This window comes from Pseudoalteromonas arctica A 37-1-2, assembly GCF_000238395.3.
Taxonomy (GTDB): domain Bacteria; phylum Pseudomonadota; class Gammaproteobacteria; order Enterobacterales; family Alteromonadaceae; genus Pseudoalteromonas; species Pseudoalteromonas arctica.
Map to the genome: position 1 here is coordinate 2,988,972 of NZ_CP011025.1, position 19,074 is coordinate 3,008,045.

Below are 19,074 nucleotides of genomic sequence, written 5' to 3' on the forward strand. Positions count from 1 at the left end.
AATACCTGAAAATTAGGGTAGGTATTTAGCAGGATTGACAGCTTGCCCTCGGTAGCGAATTTCAAAGCGAAGCGCGGTGACCGGAGATTCTGAATTACCAATTTCTGCTATTTTTTGTCCTGCCTTAACCTTCTGCTTTTCTTTAACAAGTAATTTTGAGTTATGTGCATAAGCACTTAGGTAATCATCATTATGTTTCAATATGATTAAACTACCATAACCTCGTAGAGCGTTACCCGCGTACACCACTGTTCCTTGTGCCGCGGCTAAGACTGAAGCCCCTTTGCGATTAGTAATCTGTAAACCTTTATAACCGTTTTCCTTATTAGAAAAGCGTTTGGTAATTTTGCCCTTTGCAGGCCAAGACCACTTAACTTTACTGCTCGACAAACGTTTAGTATTACTAACTTTGTTACTGGCTTGTTTCTGAACATACTCTCGTTGTTTTGGGGGATCAAGCTCTTTCTTTAATATTATGTTATTTTTTTGTGTTTTTTTTGTAGACTTTTTACTCGAATTCGTATATTTTTCATCCCTTTTTATTTTTTTAGGCTTAGGGATTAAGGAAATATTTTGTCCAGGAAAAATAGTGTAAGGTGATGGAATTGAATTGTTTTTTGCAAGTAATCTAACATCTTGCCCAGCACTAAAGGCGATAGAATAAAGGGTATCTCCTCTTTGTACTTTATAGTTGCTTCCATTAATGTTAATAGTATGACCTAAATCGTTAACATTATTATTTAGACTGCTAACAGGCGCAGGAACATGGCGAGAAGAGCAACCAGAAAGAAAAACACCAACAAATATAGTCACATACAGTAAAAACTGTTTATTCATTGTATTTTTCTCCCAAATTAGACAATTGATATTTTTAACGCTTAACGCAATAAAAAGTACGCTAGCGCAATTAATACCACTAATCCCCAACCAAGTATTTCAATATATTGACGTAATTTTGCTTCCATTTTAGCCCCGCCCCACTTCATTAAGGCTGAAACTAAAAAGAATCGCGCACCACGTCCAATCGCCGATGCGAGTAAAAATGGCAAAAATGCCATTTGTAAAACACCTGCGCCAATGGTAAATACTTTATATGGTATAGGCGAAAAACCAGCTAAAAACACAACCCAAACACCGTAATCTTTAAACCAATTTAATGCGATATCAAACTTTTCTTGCCAGTGCATTTGTGCAATCAATGGCTCAACAACGGGTTCAAATAGCCAAAACCCAAGCAAGTAACCAACTACTCCACCAACAACCGATGCTATTGTGGCAAAACTTGCAAAACGCCATGCTTTTTTGGGTTGCGCAAGCGACATAGGTGCAAGCATTACATCGGGCGGTATTGGAAAAAAAACTGACTCTGCAAAGCTCATTGCAGCTAAATAACGTTCCGCATGGCGGTGCTTTGCCCACACTAGGGCCATATCGTATAACTTGGTAAACAACTTCAAAATGAATTCCTATTCAATATCGCCAGGTACTAACGGCACAAATCTAACGGGAGCAATAACATGCTCTTTATAATTATCGCCTTCGCGAATAACCATTACTAATTTTTGATCGCTCTCACCAATGGGCGCTAATAACACGCCTCCATCGGCTAACTGAGCAAGTAAGTCTTGCGGAACTTTAGAGGCCGCAGCAGTCACTATAATACCATCAAAAGGTGCTTGTGATTGCCAGCCTTGCCAACCATCACCATGCTTCATGGTTACATTATATAAATCGAGTTGTTGCAATCGACGCTTTGCCTGCCACTGAAGCGTTTTAATACGCTCTACCGAATAAACCTTTGTAAACGTTTTGGCTAATATTGCAGTTTGATATCCAGAGCCAGTACCAATTTCCAGCACTTTATTGCGTACACCTGCTAAGCGAAGTAGCTCTGTCATGCGCGCTACTATATAAGGCTGGGAAATAGTTTGCCCTTGCCCAATAGGTAGCGCCGTATTTTCATAAGCTTTGTGTTTTAGCACATCGTCTACGAATATGTGTCGCGGAATATCAGCTATAGCACTCAGTACTTGTGTATCTTCAACGCCTTCGCGCTTTAGTAAATCAGATAGCGCTTTTGCACTGCGGGTATAATTAGCGAGCACGATTAATCTCCAAATCGGCTAACCAGTCTCCTACTGCTTTTAGGCTGTCTTTGGCTGTCATATCAACACTTAATGGCGTAACAGAGGCATAACCGTTATTGATTGCGTAAAAGTCGGTACCCTCACCTGCATCGCTTTCTATGCCCAGCGATCCATACCAATAAATATCTCGACCCCAAGGATCGGTTTGTTTGGTCATGGTTTCTGCTTTATGACGAGCACCTAAACGAGTTACTTGCACCCCTTTTAATTCACTTAATGGAATATCTGGCACATTTATATTTATTATTTGATCTTTTGGAAGCGGATGCGAAGCCAAACCTTTAATAATATTTACGGTAACAGCAGCGGCTGTTTCAAAATGCTCACCTTTATGTGAGCAAAGCGATACCGCAATTGCAGGTAAGCCTAAATGGCGACCTTCAGTTGCAGCTGCAACAGTGCCAGAGTAAAGCGTATCATCACCTAAATTGGCACCATGGTTAATACCAGCAACAACAAGGTCTGGTTTTTCATCAGCTAACTGATTTACACCTAAATGTACACAATCAGTAGGTGTGCCATTAACCGACATAAAACCATTCTCGAGTGTAGTTGCTCGTAGCGGGTTCATTAATGTTAAAGAATTACTTGCGCCACTACAGTTGCGATCTGGTGCAACAAGGGTTACGTCTGCAATTTGTATAAGCGCCTGATATAAAACCGCAATGCCTTTAGCATTTACGCCATCATCGTTACTTAACAGTATCTTCATTTATGTCATTATCCTTTTCTTTGCGCTCTCGAGGGCTAGCATCTTTATAATCCACCAGCTCACGTAATAATGCAGTTGCAAAACACCCTTTTGGCAAACCAAAACTCAGTTTTAAACTGGTTTCATCTATGGTCTCAACCGTTAAGTTTTGCGGAATTAAACGCAGCATCCTACGCTCATTTTTAAGGCCTAGCTCACCTAAGCCATCGCACCATGTTTTGAAAGGTTCAAGCCATATTTTTTCTTGTTCGGTTAAACCTTTTTCGCTTTTACCCACCATAGGTGCCGACATCATAATATCGCCAGTGGCTAATCGCTCTATGTTTTCGTCGTTAATTGCATCTTCAAAAAATGCATTACTGCCGCTGAGCATAAATACTTCACGGTGCATTGTTTTAGCTAAACCATGCTCTTTAACACGTAAATTTACTATTTGATTAAACACATGAGAGCGCGCTGCTGAAATAATAATACCGCGCAGTTTTTTATCGCGAATGCGCTCCCCTGCAAACATTTTTTCAGCCATAACTAAGTTATGACCGCCATGCCCAAATCGTTGTTCGCCAAAGTAATTAGGCACACCTGCGCGTACTGCGTTAATGCGGCATAAAATATCAAGGGGCTTGGTTACATTACGAAGCGTAATAGTAAATCTATTACCTTTGTGGCAACCCGTACGTAATTTACGGTCGTGGCGCTGTTGCGACACAATAAAAATACTCTCGCTATTTAAATCGCTAAAATCGATAGGCTTTTTAATCGGTACTTTTACACTAAACCACTGTGAGCACACTCCGTGACGATCTTTCATGCCGGCGTAACTTACGTCTCGCGGTGAAACACCCGCACGCTGTGCAATTAGCTTTGCAACGTATTGCGTATTTTCGCCTTTTTTAACCACCTGCAAACACACGTGTTCGCCACTGCCGGTAAATTCTATACCTAGGTCTTCATCAACCATAAAGTCTTCAGCAGTGGTTTTAAAATCAGCTTTAGAAAGCGGTGCACCGTATAAATAATTTAAATCGCTCATGCGTTTTTTGTACTCGCAAGCTCTTTACTCATAATAACCACCGCATGGCTAGAAATGCCTTCCCTACGCCCTTCAAAGCCTAGCTTTTCGGTAGTAGTGGCTTTAACGTTAATTTGGCTAAGGTCACAATTTAAATCGCTGGCTAAATTAGCACGCATAGCTTGAATATGTGGCAGCATTTTTGGCGCCTGTGCAACAATAGTCACATCGCCATTGCCAATTACATAACCTTGCTCTTTAGCTAAGCTCACCACATGGCGAAGTAAAATACGGCTGTCGATATTTTCATACTCGCTAGCCGTATCTGGAAAGTGCTTACCAATATCACCCATTGCAAGCGAGCCTAAAATAGCATCGCATAATGCATGAATAGCAACATCGCCATCTGAGTGCGCTAAAAAGCCTTGTGGATAATCAATTTTTTCACCACAAATAGTTAACGGGCCTTCGCCGCCAAATTTATGTACGTCAAAACCATGGCCAATTCGTATCATAATGCACTCTCGTTTTGTTGTTTATGTAATAAAAACCCAGCCAAGTCTAAATCCTCTGGCGTGGTTATTTTAATATTATCGCTGCGACCTGCTACAAGCTTAACCGGTTTACCCGCCCACTCAATTGCACTGGCTTCATCGGTAATAGTAGCCCCGTTTGCTAATGCGTTTTGCAATGCATTTTTAAGCTCGTCATATTTAAAAAACTGCGGGGTAAGTGCTTGCCATAAATCGTCTCGTGGCACAGTTTGTAGGGCATGTGTGTGGCCGCGTTTTATGGTGTCTTTTACTTTGCTAGCTAAAATACCGCCTTCATCAGCGCGTATACATTCATCAATTAAACGTTCTATATCACTGATATTAACTAGCGGACGCGCAGCATCGTGCACCAACACCCATGTAGGCGGGTTAGGCGCTAAAAAAAGCAAGCTATTGAGTACTGAATCTGCACGCTCTTTACCGCCACTGGCGCGAACAATGCGCTTATCAAGCAGTGGGAGTTCGTCAAAATAGGGGTCGCTGTCGCTAAGGGCAACAACAATAGTGCGTAATTGAGATAATTGAGAAAGTTTAGCTAAGGTGTGTTCTAAAATGGTTTTACCGGCTAATTGTATATATTGCTTAGGCGCATTGTGCTGCATTCTACTGCCAACGCCCGCAGCAGGTACAATTGCTGCAATAGTCTGTTTATTTGTCATATTGTTTGCCCGGTAAAACACGAATAAATGTTTCGTCCGGTTTAATCATTCCCAATTCGTTGCGTGCACGCTCTTCAATGCCTTCTTGGCCAAGCTTTAAGTCTTCAATATCTGCTTTAAGTACTTTATTACGTTTAATGAGCTTTTCGTTGGTTTCTTGATGCGACGCTACAGCACCTTTTAGCCGTGTGTAGTCTTGTAAACCATTATGACCAAACCATAATCTGTATTGTACAAACAGTGCTAAGCACAGTAAGCCAACTTGAAAAATACGCATTTAACACTCCTTATTTTAAATTCCAAATACCTTAACTTTAATACGCTAAGGGGCGCTTTAAATTGCGCCAATTAATACTACCCGCTAAAAGCATTTCGCGTAGTGATAAAACCCGTGGCATACAACGCTTCGAAAATTGCCACTGATGCCCGCAACATGCAGCGGTTAAACTCACTTTACTTGGCTTTATTAACTGAGCATTTTGCTGCTCTAGCCCATTTCCTAAAAAATCAAACCAACCAAGCTCGTTACAATGCAGCTTATTTTCGCCTAACTGATCGATACTGTCTATTCTAAGACGCACCTGATCGTAGCCATGTAATATAACGGGCACTATAAGCCCCACTTTGGCATACGTTCGATAAAAAAGTTCATTAGCTTGAACATTCACATCGGGTGGGGTCGGTTTTTGCTTTTCAAGCCACGTACCATTTTGCGCGTCCAGCGTAAAAGGCGTATCACCATTGGCAACTAACGTTGCAGCTCGCTCAATATAATAAGGTAGGCTTTTTAACTGACGGCGCAGTTTATCGGCATTAGGCTCTGCAACTAATCGCTGAACCTCACGCTGATAAAACGCATTACACAATTGTGCATACAACACTTTTTGTGCATCAGTTTGCCAAATTTCAACTTGCTGCTGAGCACCAAGTGACTGATTTTTAGCGACCAAAAGCTGTACTCAAAAATATTCAGGTAAATGTTTTATAACACAGTATTGAATATTTTTTAAGCGCAGCGCACTAATTAAGCGCTTGGCTTTTCACCTAATTTTGCTTTACCTGATTCTAAAAATTGCACAACCGTATTACGCTTTTTACCAATCAGCAAACTGCCATCAGCTAAAAACATAAAGTTTTGCCAATTGCGTTTAAATACATCAAATGTTGTTTCGATAATATTATCGCGTGCCATACAAAAATAAACAGTGGTGTTAGCTTCCCAATCTAAAAACGTTAAGATTGCTTCTGGTGGTTGCGCATCACCATTTTCCCACGCATCTTGCCAATCTACTTCTTGGCTAAAGCTTTTTTCTTGGCCACACCAATCGGTGTCTTCAAAAAAATCTGGGTGATCAAACTCACGGCTTACCATGGTTGTCCAAAGTACGGCTGCGCGCTCATCTCCCATAGGCTTTATTTTTACTGCGTCTTCATCTGATACAGGTAAGTCTTTATGACGAAAAACCCATGCTTTTTTGTAATCATCTAGCGAAATATAGTTCATAGTATTGGCAAATTAGTTAACATTAAAAGTGCAAAGCCAAATTATACAAGAGATCAAAACATGACTACAGCAATAAAACCACTTTCACTCAAACCAGGCATATACCAACATTACAAAGGGCCGCAATACAAAGTTGTTCATGTTGCCACCCATAGCGAAACCGAGGAGCAGCTTGTGATTTATCAAGCGCTATATGGTGAATTTGGTATGTGGGCGCGCCCACTTAGTATGTTTTTAGAAACTGTTGAAAAAGAAGGTGAGGTCATACCGCGTTTTGCCTACCTTGGACCTGCCGTTTAACTATGGCATTATAACAAAATAACTTACTCCTCAGACCAGACAAGGGTACACCGTGCAATTTAATTCAACTGACAATTACATAGCGAGTAGCGCGCTTAAACAAGCTGTAAATGCTGCCATTATGCTTGAAAAACCACTTTTAATTAAAGGCGAACCTGGCACAGGTAAAACCATGCTGGCTGAGGAGTTGGCTAAAAGCTTAGATACCACGCTTATTCAGTGGCATATAAAATCGACTACTAAAGCACAGCAAGGCTTATACGAGTACGACGCGGTTTCGCGCCTGCGCGACAGCCAATTAGGTGACGAGCGTGTACACAATATTGGCAACTACATCGTTAAAGGTAAGCTTTGGCAAGCGTTTACATATGCAGAGCTTAACGGCAAACGCCCAGTACTATTAATTGATGAAATAGACAAAGCCGACATAGAGTTCCCAAACGACTTACTACTTGAGCTCGATAAAATGGAGTTTCATGTTTACGAAACTAATGAACGCATTGTCGCAAAAGAGCGCCCTATTGTGATCATCACATCAAATAACGAAAAAGAATTACCGGACGCATTTTTACGCCGCTGCTTTTTTCATTATATTGATTTTCCTAGCAGCGACGAAATGCAGCAAATTATTGACGTGCACTACCCTAACGTTAAACAGGATTTAGTACGCCAAGCACTCGAAGTGTTTTTTAACCTGCGCGAAGCAAACGGTCTTAAAAAGAAGCCATCCACCAGCGAATTACTCGACTGGCTTAAATTACTAATGGCAGAAGACATAGACGCTAAAACACTGCACGACAAAGCTAAAAAAGGCGGTTTAATGCCAATGTTTGGCGCATTACTTAAAAATGAGCAAGACATAAGCCTAATCGAAAAACTCGCGTTTATGAGTCGTCGATAATATGCTAGTACAGTTTTTTTTCAAACTGCGTGAATACCGCCTACCTGTGAGCCTGCGCGAACTGCTCGATTTAATTAACGCCTTAAAAAAAGGCGTTATATTTGCCGACGTAGACGCCTTTTACCATTTAGCACGCTCCATAATGGTAAAAGACGAAACGCACTTTGACCGATTTGACAAAGCCTTTAGCGACTATTTTAGTGGTATTGCTGACCTCGATTTGCTCGAGAGCTTAAAGCAACAGCACAACTTACCTGAAGACTGGCTACGTAAAGAATTCGAAAAAAACCTAAGCGATGAAGAAAAAGCCCAACTTAAAGCCATGGGCGGGCTCGATGAGCTTATGAAAACCCTAAAAGAACGTTTAGAAGAGCAACAAAAACGCCACGCTGGCGGCAATAAATGGGTGGGCACCGGTGGCACCTCACCTTTTGGTGCATACGGTTATAACCCAGAAGGTGTGCGTATAGAGCAAGACGGTAACCGTAATCGCCAAGCAGTAAAAGTGTGGGATAAACGCAAATATAAAAACCTCGATACCGACAGAGAGATTGGCTCGCGCACAATTAAGCTCGCCCTTAAAAAATTACGCAAATTTGCCCGCACTGGCGCAAGCGACACGCTTGATTTAAACGAGACTATTCGCGCTACTGCAAAACAAGGCGGCATGCTTGATGTGAAAATGGCACCCGAACGCCACAATGCCGTAAAAGTGTTGATGCTGTTTGATATTGGCGGCTCAATGGATGACTACATTCATACCTGTGAAGAGTTATTTAGTGCCGCGCATGGTGAGTTTAAGCACTTAGAGTTTTACTACTTTCATAACTGTTTATACGAGCACGTTTGGCAAGACAATACGCGGCGCCACTCAAACGTAATCGACACCATGACGCTCATAAACAAGTTTACCAGCGACTATAAAGTGATATTTGTGGGTGATGCCACTATGGGCCCCTATGAAATCGCCTACCCCGGCGGCTCAGTAGAGCACTACAACGAAGAGCCCGGCAGTGCTTGGTTACAACGAGTCACCAATCACTTTGATAAAGTCGCGTGGCTCAACCCACAACCCGTTGAACACTGGCCGTACTATCAATCAATTGATTTTATAAAGCAGCTAATGGATAACCGCATGTACCCGCTGAGCTTAGATGGGATAAGTAGAGCGATAAAAGAGCTGAGTTAAAGGTGAATTAACCACAACTAAGCAGCACTTCCGATCATCAAAAAGCAAGACACGACCCCACTCTTTCCTTGTTCATTAAAATCCGGGTTGTGCCAAATGCATTATACTGGACTTGCCATACTGTTTGTTTATATTCATCAAAAAGCCTTTGTGGGGCGCCTAAGTGCGAGTTATGAAAATAATAAATAGCGCCTGCTTTTACCATTGCCAGTGGCTCACCCTGTAGATAAACGTATTCTTTGGTTATTTGCCTACTGCTATTAGCCTCACTGATTAATAAACCATTTTCATCATAAAAATAATAGCGGTTATTACCTGCAACTGTTTTCAGCGTCATTTCACCACGGCTAATGGCATTTCTTCGTGCATCATAGATAAATAATAACGGGGTTTGACTGTTCACGGCTAATAATCTGTGCTCTGTATCAGCATCAACATAATTTACATTAGGTGTGTCACCTTGTGTATGCGTTAAACGATTTTCTATGCCGTGCAGCCCTGCAGTCTAGGGCAAGCTGCCCGACATGTTAGTTACTGGTGGGTTGTAAGGGTCATTCGGCTTGAATGAATAATATACCCTTTTAACCCATCATCTGTTTCGACTTTGTATGCCAAATAATCTTTACCGTACCTCTTATCAAGAACAACGACTTTAGTCCCACTGGGTAGAATGGCAACCTGTTTTTCAGGGAAACCCAAATTTTGCACCCCCGGCTCTTTCAACAATTCTGTGGTTTCATGAAGTTCAAGTCTTTCTAAAGATGCATCACAACCAGCCATCAGACCAATAACCCAAAATGATAATAAGAACGATTTTATCTTGCCCATGGCGCACTGGTCCCCGTTGCTGGCTGTGACGCTGCTTGGAAAGAGTACCCATTAGCAGCGCCGGAATTCAATATCGCATTCCCTACTGATACCGGCAAGATGCTGTTGCCAATATTAACCCCAACATTCTGCAAGCCTTGCTGAGCAGGCTTTTGGTAGTACTTTCCCTTAATTGAATATAAATCTACTTTTTCCTATTTCTGACACCAAAAACAAGTAAAACAATAGATGTCAAGGTTGAAAAAATAAACAGGACTGCCGCAATATAAGGCTGTCTGCACCTAAAGCTTTCATGAAACAAATCAAATTCATTTTCACAAAAACCACTAGCTAAACTTGCAGATGAGAATACCCACATCAATCCCCATAAGGAAACAACGAGAAAGACAAAACTAAAAATAAAATATATATATTTCTTCACGTTTTTCTGCTCTTTATAAATTCAACTGGTTAAGGCTCTCAATTATTCTTCTTGTTCGCTCTTGTATTCTTCGAGCTTCCTGTTGACGCCAACTTTCAGTTCGAGAAGAATCAATCACACTAGAAACAAATGATTGACACTGATTTGTTGGCCCCCAACGGCCTAAGCCTCTGCCAATTTGAAGACGTTCGTTTACTCTATCTTCATCAACATCATCAACCACTTCACAGCTCGCCCCCTTCTGAGAGTTCCTTCCTGTATGAGCAGTTACCTCGACATGGTCTCCAGGCATATCACCACTTTGATTTCCAGCATTACCATCACCGCCTACAGGCCCCATTCCTGCTTCCCTTGTATCGGTTCTTAGCCACTGGTGATCTATAGGCATAAAACCAAATGCGGGTTGGCTGCATATCTGCACTTTTAAGCCAAGCGGATCACTATACCTCACAGGGTTACCTAGAGCGTAAGTATAGGTATTTATGCCACCGGCTAATCCTATCGGATCTGATTGTAAGTACCGACCAATCTCTGGATCGTAGTATCTGTGCCAGTTATAATAGAGCCCTGTTTCAACATCAAAGTACTGCCCTGGAAAACGAATATTATTCGTTATTTGCTCAGCGACGGCTTGTTGAGTAATTATCTGGGTTGTACCAAATGCATTATACTGGGCTTGCCATACTGTTTGTTTATATTCATCGGCGCCTAAGTACGAGTTATGAAATACAACAAATTAAAACACCGTTTTTATTAGCAATAATATTTAAAATTAATTCTCACTACGTTTACTATTTCGTAGCCACTTGAGAAGTATAAGTACTTTTGCGACCTCCAAAACTAATAACAATGTTATAATTACGATTGTAAAAGAAGGGATTATACTTTTTAAGGCGCTAAAAAAGAAAAGTGTTGGCGGTATGATAAGTAGCAACCTAAATGGGAATTGTATTAGAGCTACGTACGCACCAAGTTTCCTCTCCTTAATTAAAAGATAACCAGAAGCAATTATTGACACTTTAACCAAATGAGCCAAAATAGTAAAAGCGACAGCCCATATAGCAAAACCGCCTGACGATTTAATATCATCGAGTAAACCAGTGTAGAATGGAATACTCCCATTTATAACCGACGAAATAACCAACCAAGAAATAAACAGCAAATCTATTACGCCAAAAAGTTTAATAATTTTATTCATTTAATTGCTCGGAAAATGTTTATAAGTTTTATTGGGGACAGCAGGAGCCCAATGCCAAGATTTACCACTTACAGACCAATCATCTTTATAGTTGCCAAATGTTTGTTCAATCTTTCTGTAATCACCATCTTGCACGCCATAATTAGTCGAGCATTGTCCATTTTCATTGTATTGCTCTTCAATACGTTTATCTTCCTTTGTACCGTACCACTGCTGCACCACATCTCTCGTCGAATGTTCAAAGTTGTGAGCGTTCATCACAGCCCCTTCCTGCAATGAAGATATTCTATCTAAGAGACCAATTGTCAAATTTTTGAGTGCATGGTGATCATAATCCCTTGTTATCCATACTAATCCATTTAAATCATATCTAGTAATCGGATTCCCACCAACATACCCATAGGTATTGATACCGCCCGCTAATCCTATTGGATCTGATTGTAAGTACCGACCAATTTCTGGGTCGTAGTATCTGTGCCAGTTGTAGTTATTTACAAACTTTCTTGACTTCTAAACCATCTTTAAGGGAATAGTATTCCCCACACTTTTCATCAATATTTCTAAATCCAATACCTTCAGAATCAAGCATTTCAAAAAATGTTGTAGTGCCATCATTATTCCAATCCATATGTTCAATGTCATATCCTTTCGAGAAGGCCAGGAAAACAATAAAACCAAAATACAATACGACAATAGATAACACAGCTAAAGATAATTTTTTCACTTTTAATTACCATCCCGCCCATGGAGCACTCTGATACCAACTAGGCGCTTCATTAGATGAGCCTCTTGGGTAATAGCTTTCTCCAGTAATAAGACTTTGATTATTGAGAGCATCATGCAAACCACTTGGGGTAACGTTAATGCCTAAATCATACCCCTGTTCTTCAAGTGCATTTTCTAAAGGGTCTGTACAATTATTACCTAAAGGACCATAGCTACCTTTATCTACTAACCACTTCATTCTCTTTTCGAGCTTTCTCTCTTGCTCTGGAGTTAAATCTAAAGTTAATGCTCTCGCATCTCTAAAATTATTTCTTTCCAAATATTCAGAGGTCGGTAGAACTGTCATACCATTTGGCCCATATGTATATGTAGTGCCATTTATATCTGTTGCGGTATGACCAAATGAAGACGAACCCCAATCAACACCTTCAAAAGTTAACGCACGAGTTTCTAATCCAAACGGATCAATGTATTTCAAAGGATTATTTAAGACGTAAGCGTAAGTATTTATGCCACCGGCTAATCCTATTGGGTCACTTTGAATATATCGACCAATCTCTGGGTCGTAGTATCTGTGCCAGTTGTAATAAAGCCCTGTTTCTGCATCAAAGTACTGCCCCGGAAAACGAATATTATTCGTTACTTGCTCAGCGACTGCTTGTTGAGTAATAATCTGGGTTGTACCAAAGGCATTATACTGGGCTTGCCATACTGTTTGTTTATATTCATCGGTAAGCCTTTGTGAGGCGCATAGTTTAACTACTTTTCGTAAAGCTTTTTTACCACTATAAAAGCTTCACCATCACATGCACCTATCACAACCTCCTTTACTTTTAGAGAGTCAGTCTCATAATATTCAGGGGTCGTAAAACCTTTATCCGTATAAGCAATTACACATACAAAATGCCAACTCACCTTTGATGCAAAAATCAATTTCATCAATTCATTTTTTGAACTAATATTTTTTTTACAAGCAATATGCACCATCTCTTCATGTTTATTTATAAATGAAGTTTTTTCAAAACCAACTAAATCCCCCTCCGTACCCATTACATCATCAAAAATACAAATTACATCTAACTCTATTATTTTTTTATATAAATAATGAGCAAGCCAATGTGACATATCTTTTACTGGGCTTACTCCTTTAGAGTTAGTTATTTCTTTTTTTATTTTCCCACCATCCCTAGGAGTAAAAGTTCTATCTATATTACCTAGTACTGGTAACTCCATATTATATGAAACATCATTAGAACTAATAAATAATTTAGCTTGCTTACAAATGGTGTTGTTAAAAGACAGTACTTCATCAATATAATTTTTTACGTTATTTTCATCTTCAATATTTAACATTTATTTTCCTTTCTTTTTAACTCCACCATTAGGGTAAATTCTCCATCCAGGTCCTTTTCTATCGTTAAAATCCCAGTGGGGACCGATAGGCTCTCCGTGATCTAAATCAGGGTGTATACTTTCAGGTCCATTGGGATTTTTATACCCTCCGAATTTACCTCCTTGTGGTTGTTTTCCATGCCAAGGCCACTTAAGACCATCTTGCCCAATAGGATGATTAGCAGGACTTTCAAAATCAAAATCAGGCAAATTATTAGGACATTCATTATCTTCTTCATTAAACACATAGTTAAACAGAGCTTGAGCAATTGGGTTTGGTCTAAATAAACTGCCAATATCCAAGTTGACAGCTGGGCGGGTATAACTTGTAGGTAGTCCAGTAACACTTTGTCCTCCTTGGTAAACAGGAGAAGCCGTTGGCGCCAAAGGTGATATGTAAGGCCTATTAATCGGCGTAACGGGGATGGCTCTTAAACCATTCGCATCGACATAACTAACTGGATTCCCCCCAACATACCCATAGGTATTGATACCCCCCGCTAATCCTATCGGATCTGATTGTAAGTACCGACCAATCTCTGGGTCGTAGTATCTGTGCCAGTTGTAATAGAGCCCCGTTTCTACATCAAAGTACTGCCCCGGAAAACGAATATTATTCGTTATTTGCTCAGCGACTGCTTGTTGAGTAATTATCTGGGTTGTACCAAAGGCATTATACTGGGCTTGCCATACTGTTTGTTTATATTCATCAGTGAGCCTTTGTGGGGCGCCTGTACTTACTTATGAGTAAAATTAATGCAGTTATTAACAACACACATAATAGAAAAGATAGCAATTTAACGTCTTTATCTAATTGCATAAGTAAAGTTTGATAAATACTCTCTTTTTCACTTCGCTCTATTTTTAATAACTTTGTAGCTAATTCAGCATTATGCGTCACTATTGATATATCGATAGGGGCCGATTCATTATTCTTTAGGGTATCGCATAATATCCATACATGTATTAAAGTTGAAACAAGAACGTACACCACTCCCCCCCACAAACACATCAAGCTCAATTTAATATACTTATTCACTTTATACTCCTGGAACTAAAGATAACGTACCACAGACAGCACCTGCAGTCGCAACCATTGCGCCACTTAAAACCAGGTTAATATTTCCAAATTTTCCATTCATAATCTGCCCCTTTTGTTTTACTAAAGAGTGTTTAAGATCTAATAGCGTATTTAGCTTTTCAGTATCACTTTTACTGCACTCTAAAATCTCCTGATCAACTAGCTCTTCTAAATGGTTGATATTCACAAGGGAAGAATCCATTGCGGATAATAATGTACTGGTATCGCTGTATAACTGAAAAGCACCAACAGTCATTGCACAGCTTTGAAAATTTAGAAACTCTTTTCCATCTGGGTCATATCTCATGACCGGATTCCCCCCAACATACCCATAGGTATTAATTCCACCGGCTAATCCTATCGGATCTGATTGTAAGTACCTACCAATTTCTGGGTCGTAGTATCTGTGCCAGTTGTAATAGAGCCCTGTTTCTGCATCAAAGTACTGCCCCGGAAAACGAAGATTATTCGTTACTTGCTCATTAAGAATCTGGGTTGTACCAAAGGCATTATACTGGGCTTGCCATACTGTTTGTTTATATTCATCGGTTAGCCTTTGTGGGGCGCCTAAGTGCGAGTTATGAAAATAATAAATAGCGCCTGCTTTTACCATTGCCAATGGCTCACCCTGTAGATAAATGTATTCTTTGGTTATTTGCCCACTGCTATTAGCCTCACTGATTAATAAACCATTTTCATCATAAAAATAATAGCGGTTATTACCTGCAACTGTTTTTTGAACCCTTAACCCTTTGTAGTTGTACTGATAGTGCGTGGTTGACCCATTGTTGGTGGCCGACTCTAAACGGTTTGCGTCATTATAGTTCAGCGTCATTTTCCCACGGCTAATGGCATTTCCTCGTGCATCATAGGTAAATAATAACGGGGTTTGACTGTTCACGGCTAATAATCTGTGCTCGGTATCAGCATAAACATAATTTACATTAGGTGTGTCACCTTGTGTATGCGTTAAACGATTTCCTATGCCGTCGTATTCAAATTCACGCGCAACCCAGCTGTCTAGGGCAAGCTGCCCGACATGAGTGTATGTATAATGACGACTCAATTGCGGTTGCTCTTGGTCCGTAATATCTGAAATATTGCCAACCAAGTCATAAATATAATTTATATGATTCAACCCTGTTACTTGCTGGCTGGTCACACGGTACGCTGTATCGAACGTTTTTTGTAATGTAAGCCCATTCCCTAATTCGGCTGACGTCATCGGTCCAAATGGTAAATACTGGATGCCCGATGCTATTTGCGTTACCCCTTTTGTTGTAGTTAACTCAACTGATTGAATATTCCCCAACGTATCGTAACTGTAGCTAACACTATTACCACTTGGGTAATGCAAACGTTGTAATCGGTCACTATCTCCATAATCAAACCCTAACGCAAATTGGACTTGATTATTAGACCAGCTTGTTTCGCTTAATTGAGCAAATTGATTGTATTTAAAGCCAGTAGTACCGCTGTGCTCAGTAACCGACGTTAGATGACCTGTGCCATTATTACTGCCGGTTGCTTCGTCATACGTAAATAACACTTGCTCGTGAGGAGTTGGATATCGAATAGCAATAGGGCGATTAAGTGCATCGTATTCAATGTTTACTGTGATATTACGCGCATCGGTAGAGCTTATCAGGTTACCGGCCTCATCGTATTCGTAATGTGTTATACCTGAATCAGGGCTGGTACGTGTAATTAGCTCGTCAATATCATTGTAGGTGTACTGTGTTACCTTGCCTGTTGCGTCTGTCACCGCAGATAACTTACCTGTTACAGTGTAGTCGTACAGTGTGGTATAGCCATTTTGGTCTTGTATTTGAGTTAACCGATTTAAGCCATCATACTGATAATTGATTGCTTGCTGGTTCGCATCTAAATTAGTGAGGGCGTTGCCTTTGGCATCGTAGGTAAATGTGTTTTCAACACCAAAGTCAGACACCGAGGCAAGATTTCCGTCTACATCGTAACGATTGCTTTGATTGTAAACAACGGTATTATTTTCATTGATAAGTTGGGTGGCAATCACACGCCCTGCGCTATCTCGCTGATACTTAATTTTATTCGTCGCATTGACTGCTATCGTGTTTAAATTTTGATTGTCATCATAAGTATAACTTGAGGTAATACCCTGACTGTCTGTCACCGATTTTAATTGGTCATTTAAATAATAGTCGTAGTTAAGTTGGGTTATACCATTATCCCATAAGGACACTTGCCCGGTGTTTGTATAGCTCATACTAACACTATGGTTATCTAACTCTTTATACTGTGTAATACGGCCCATATCATCATACGCTGAGACAACTAACTGCGGTTGATATAGTGCATTTTTTATTTCAGTCACTAAACCTTGGTCGTTATAGGTTAGCAGGGTGATATCACTAACATCGACTCTTGGGCCATCGACTTTAGTAATATTCCCGTACTCATTATATTCGTATTGCGTTGTTTGACGATTCCCAATTGACGTTTCTGTTAGCCAGTCATTTTCATCATAATTAAAACGGGTATAAATACCGTTATTATTAATTCCACTTAGCAAAGGTTTTTCATATTCCCAAGAATACTCTGTTATGTCTGACTCTAGGCCTTCTGCATCCACTGTAACTGATGATAAAAGTCCTTTTCTTGCAATGTCACTGTACCATTTACATCAACATACTCTTTATCAAAATCAATAATTTGAGTTTTAACCGATTCATTTAAGCAAGTTAAGCATTCTACTTTTGCTATTTTGCCCATCACAAAGTCAAACAGCTCAACTTTACCGGTTTTGCCTGTGACTTCTCTTTGGTTATCATTTTTATAGTTAATACTCGTAACACCATAATCGCTGCCGTCTGAAGTTTCGACTACACGGCCTTTATCATCGTATTGATAGTTAATGTTGTTTTGCCTAATTCATTGGTTACTGAAGTTAACAAGCTTGAATTACGCTCATCATCATAATGGTAATTAACTCTTGAGTGGATACCCTTTTTATTCTTAGGTTTTTCTATATACAGTAGCCGTTTATTATTATCAAAACGATGCCTAAACAATGAATTACCCAGAGTAACATCGTAAAAGTAACCGGTATCATCGTATATGGTAGTAATACTACCTTGAACACTGGGTACAGGCCCCTTAGAAATACTAAAAGTAGAGGTAACCTTGGATAAGTAATTAATTTTTACTACCGTACCATCCGCTTTTTTTATTTTAGTGAGTTGCCCTTTACTAAAGTATTCTTTGTCTAAGTTGGCTTTGCTTAAAATAAAATCAGAACTTTCAGTATTGAGTTGTTGCCCGCCGGTTAACTTTTCTTGATATTTACCAACGCGGCTAACCCATTGTGGGTTGTTTATGTCGTAATCGAAGTAACCAAATGACGATGATAGCTTTCCTTTTCGCCAAATTTGTATGTTACTAACTTCTTTAAGAAAATTTACTGCTTGCCAATTTTCATCTTTGTATGGCGATACAAATCCTGTATTCATTCGTATATCAAGTTGGTTAACCCATTGACCACTTATCTCAGTAATATTTTCAGTTTCGGTAGTCGTATTGGTTGAATAAATAAAATCAAGCGGAAAATAGTCTTGTAAAGTATGGAACACACCAGAACTGTAACTCGTTGATTCTTTTTGTGCTAATGCAGGTATTGAGTTATTTATCTGCCCTGAGAAAGCATCTACGCCATTATCTTGTGGGCAACCATCATCACAGTCTTTTTCTTCATTTGCATCATAAGTAATGATAAATGGCAAAGGATAAATATATGAAGGAGCCCCCGTTCCATAACCAGGCTGGGTACATGCAGCTTTTTGCCAGTATATTTTTTGATATGTAAAACCATATTGGAATATATAGCCATTGGCCCCATTAATTAGTTCTTGAACTGTTGCAGGCCTGCCGTCTGGTGGATCTCGAAATTCCCCTGCGATGGTATTGATAGTGCCATAAGTGGTTTTGCCATCTAGTGTAATATCACAAGTACCTTGCTCTTTTATAAAAGAATTATAACTTTCAACATACTCTGTACATCGTTGTAATACATCATTATAGTTTGGACCACTTAATATCTCTTTGTGCAGTGATTGGTCTAATAAAAGATTATGGTATCGCATCGCCGCATCAAAACTTGTTAGCTCACCTCTGATCAATATACTGCCAGCATTGGTAATGCTTTTTATTGGATACCAATGTTCAAATTCTGGAGAGGCAGTAGTAGGGTCAAAATCTATCGCCTTACAGTGGAATACAGCTTGTTGCGTACTAACTGGTGGGATTGCATACAAAAATGTTGAAAACAAAAAACTTACCAACACACAAATTAGCTTAAGTGCTCGTTTACTTGAACTGTACATATTAATTCCATTTAAATTATGTAATTTAGCTAAATAAAGCTATTAGAACAGCGACTAAATATTCAGTACTAATTAAATGCCCTATCTAT

At 39.8% G+C, this 19,074-nt stretch carries 23 protein-coding genes and 4 pseudogenes; 3 read left to right on the forward strand and 24 right to left on the reverse strand.

Features of this window, described 5'->3' with window-relative positions; translation table 11 throughout:
- Positions 1-12: 12 nt before the first annotated feature.
- The 10 genes from PARC_RS13475 to PARC_RS13520 all read right to left on the reverse strand — a co-directional run bounded on the left by PARC_RS13475 (position 13) and on the right by PARC_RS13520 (position 6,588).
- Positions 13-837 (reverse strand): peptidoglycan DD-metalloendopeptidase family protein, encoded by an 825-nt coding sequence (locus PARC_RS13475; RefSeq protein ID WP_010554442.1) that lies wholly within the window; start codon positions 835-837, stop codon positions 13-15.
- A 41-nt stretch (positions 838-878) separates the two neighbouring features.
- Positions 879-1,457, reverse strand: a complete 579-nt coding sequence (locus tag PARC_RS13480; RefSeq protein ID WP_007584782.1) for a YqaA family protein — start codon at positions 1,455-1,457, stop codon at positions 879-881.
- Between the two features lie 9 nt (positions 1,458-1,466).
- Positions 1,467-2,105 carry a protein-L-isoaspartate(D-aspartate) O-methyltransferase gene (locus PARC_RS13485; protein WP_007584780.1) on the reverse strand — a complete coding sequence of 213 codons (639 nt, stop codon included), beginning with the start codon at positions 2,103-2,105 and terminating at the stop codon, positions 1,467-1,469.
- Positions 2,095-2,859 carry a 5'/3'-nucleotidase SurE gene (gene surE / locus PARC_RS13490; RefSeq protein ID WP_007584778.1) on the reverse strand — a complete coding sequence of 255 codons (765 nt, stop codon included), beginning with the start codon at positions 2,857-2,859 and terminating at the stop codon, positions 2,095-2,097. The genes PARC_RS13485 and surE overlap by 11 nt, the downstream gene beginning before the upstream one ends.
- Entirely contained in the window at positions 2,840-3,892 is a 1,053-nt protein-coding gene (truD, locus tag PARC_RS13495; protein ID WP_007584776.1) for a tRNA pseudouridine(13) synthase TruD, read from the reverse strand. The genes surE and truD overlap by 20 nt, the downstream gene beginning before the upstream one ends.
- Positions 3,889-4,386: a 2-C-methyl-D-erythritol 2,4-cyclodiphosphate synthase gene (ispF, locus tag PARC_RS13500; protein ID WP_010554441.1), complete on the reverse strand. Its 498-nt coding sequence runs from the start codon at positions 4,384-4,386 to the stop codon at positions 3,889-3,891. Before ispF ends, truD begins: the two co-directional genes overlap by 4 nt.
- Entirely contained in the window at positions 4,383-5,084 is a 702-nt protein-coding gene (gene ispD / locus PARC_RS13505) for a 2-C-methyl-D-erythritol 4-phosphate cytidylyltransferase (RefSeq protein WP_007584773.1), read from the reverse strand. The genes ispF and ispD overlap by 4 nt, the downstream gene beginning before the upstream one ends.
- The gene (ftsB, locus tag PARC_RS13510) at positions 5,074-5,361 is read right to left on the reverse strand and encodes a cell division protein FtsB (RefSeq protein ID WP_007584772.1); all 288 of its coding nucleotides are present in this window, start codon (positions 5,359-5,361) and stop codon (positions 5,074-5,076) included. Before ftsB ends, ispD begins: the two co-directional genes overlap by 11 nt.
- 37 nt (positions 5,362-5,398) lie before the next feature.
- Positions 5,399-6,034 (reverse strand): hypothetical protein, encoded by a 636-nt coding sequence (locus PARC_RS13515; RefSeq protein WP_010554440.1) that lies wholly within the window; start codon positions 6,032-6,034, stop codon positions 5,399-5,401.
- Positions 6,035-6,108: 74 nt separating this feature from the next.
- Positions 6,109-6,588, reverse strand: a complete 480-nt coding sequence (locus PARC_RS13520) for a DUF2947 domain-containing protein (RefSeq protein WP_010554439.1) — start codon at positions 6,586-6,588, stop codon at positions 6,109-6,111.
- A gap of 60 nt (positions 6,589-6,648) precedes the next feature.
- On the opposite strand from PARC_RS13520, the gene PARC_RS13525 reads away from it, so the two are divergent.
- Genes PARC_RS13525 through PARC_RS13535 form a run of 3 tightly spaced genes read left to right on the forward strand, consistent with a single transcriptional unit; the run spans position 6,649 to position 8,978 of the window.
- Complete coding sequence (locus PARC_RS13525) at positions 6,649-6,888, forward strand: DUF1653 domain-containing protein (protein WP_010554438.1); 240 nt, start codon at positions 6,649-6,651, stop codon at positions 6,886-6,888.
- Between the two features lie 52 nt (positions 6,889-6,940).
- The gene (locus PARC_RS13530) at positions 6,941-7,789 is read left to right on the forward strand and encodes an AAA family ATPase (protein WP_010554437.1); all 849 of its coding nucleotides are present in this window, start codon (positions 6,941-6,943) and stop codon (positions 7,787-7,789) included.
- Between the two features lies 1 nt (position 7,790).
- Positions 7,791-8,978 carry a vWA domain-containing protein gene (locus PARC_RS13535; RefSeq protein ID WP_010554436.1) on the forward strand — a complete coding sequence of 396 codons (1,188 nt, stop codon included), beginning with the start codon at positions 7,791-7,793 and terminating at the stop codon, positions 8,976-8,978.
- Positions 8,979-9,015: 37 nt separating this feature from the next.
- Here the strand turns inward: PARC_RS13535 and PARC_RS13540 are convergent, their stop codons facing one another.
- From PARC_RS13540 to PARC_RS13595, 14 genes and pseudogenes are all read right to left on the reverse strand, one after another.
- The gene (locus PARC_RS13540) at positions 9,016-9,474 is read right to left on the reverse strand and encodes an RHS domain-containing protein (RefSeq protein WP_506344907.1); all 459 of its coding nucleotides are present in this window, start codon (positions 9,472-9,474) and stop codon (positions 9,016-9,018) included.
- 35 nt (positions 9,475-9,509) lie between these two features.
- Positions 9,510-9,806: an SH3 domain-containing protein gene (locus PARC_RS13545; RefSeq protein WP_010554434.1), complete on the reverse strand. Its 297-nt coding sequence runs from the start codon at positions 9,804-9,806 to the stop codon at positions 9,510-9,512.
- 434 nt (positions 9,807-10,240) lie between these two features.
- Positions 10,241-10,885 (reverse strand): annotated as a pseudogene (locus PARC_RS13550) (RHS repeat-associated core domain-containing protein); the annotation flags it as partial.
- Between the two features lie 114 nt (positions 10,886-10,999).
- Positions 11,000-11,425 carry a hypothetical protein gene (locus PARC_RS13555; protein ID WP_010554432.1) on the reverse strand — a complete coding sequence of 142 codons (426 nt, stop codon included), beginning with the start codon at positions 11,423-11,425 and terminating at the stop codon, positions 11,000-11,002.
- Positions 11,426-11,683 (reverse strand): hypothetical protein, encoded by a 258-nt coding sequence (locus PARC_RS21805; protein ID WP_010554431.1) that lies wholly within the window; start codon positions 11,681-11,683, stop codon positions 11,426-11,428.
- Positions 11,684-11,788: 105 nt separating this feature from the next.
- Positions 11,789-11,902: pseudogene (locus PARC_RS21935) on the reverse strand (RHS repeat-associated core domain-containing protein); the annotation flags it as partial.
- A 10-nt stretch (positions 11,903-11,912) separates the two neighbouring features.
- Entirely contained in the window at positions 11,913-12,149 is a 237-nt protein-coding gene (locus tag PARC_RS13565) for a hypothetical protein (protein ID WP_010554430.1), read from the reverse strand.
- A gap of 6 nt (positions 12,150-12,155) precedes the next feature.
- Positions 12,156-12,836 (reverse strand): annotated as a pseudogene (locus PARC_RS13570) (RHS repeat-associated core domain-containing protein); the annotation flags it as partial.
- 74 nt (positions 12,837-12,910) lie between these two features.
- Positions 12,911-13,504 (reverse strand): hypothetical protein, encoded by a 594-nt coding sequence (locus PARC_RS13575; protein WP_010554428.1) that lies wholly within the window; start codon positions 13,502-13,504, stop codon positions 12,911-12,913.
- Positions 13,505-13,846 (reverse strand): polymorphic toxin type 37 domain-containing protein, encoded by a 342-nt coding sequence (locus tag PARC_RS21565; protein ID WP_033012555.1) that lies wholly within the window; start codon positions 13,844-13,846, stop codon positions 13,505-13,507.
- Positions 13,847-13,987: 141 nt separating this feature from the next.
- Positions 13,988-14,209: pseudogene (locus PARC_RS21500) on the reverse strand (RHS repeat-associated core domain-containing protein); the annotation flags it as partial.
- A 374-nt stretch (positions 14,210-14,583) separates the two neighbouring features.
- Entirely contained in the window at positions 14,584-17,238 is a 2,655-nt protein-coding gene (locus PARC_RS13590; protein WP_010554425.1) for an RHS repeat-associated core domain-containing protein, read from the reverse strand.
- The gene (locus PARC_RS21570) at positions 17,220-17,378 is read right to left on the reverse strand and encodes a hypothetical protein (RefSeq protein WP_158522943.1); all 159 of its coding nucleotides are present in this window, start codon (positions 17,376-17,378) and stop codon (positions 17,220-17,222) included. The genes PARC_RS13590 and PARC_RS21570 overlap by 19 nt, the downstream gene beginning before the upstream one ends.
- A 110-nt stretch (positions 17,379-17,488) precedes the next feature.
- Positions 17,489-18,985 (reverse strand): hypothetical protein, encoded by a 1,497-nt coding sequence (locus PARC_RS13595; protein WP_010554424.1) that lies wholly within the window; start codon positions 18,983-18,985, stop codon positions 17,489-17,491.
- Positions 18,986-19,074 lie beyond the last annotated feature (89 nt).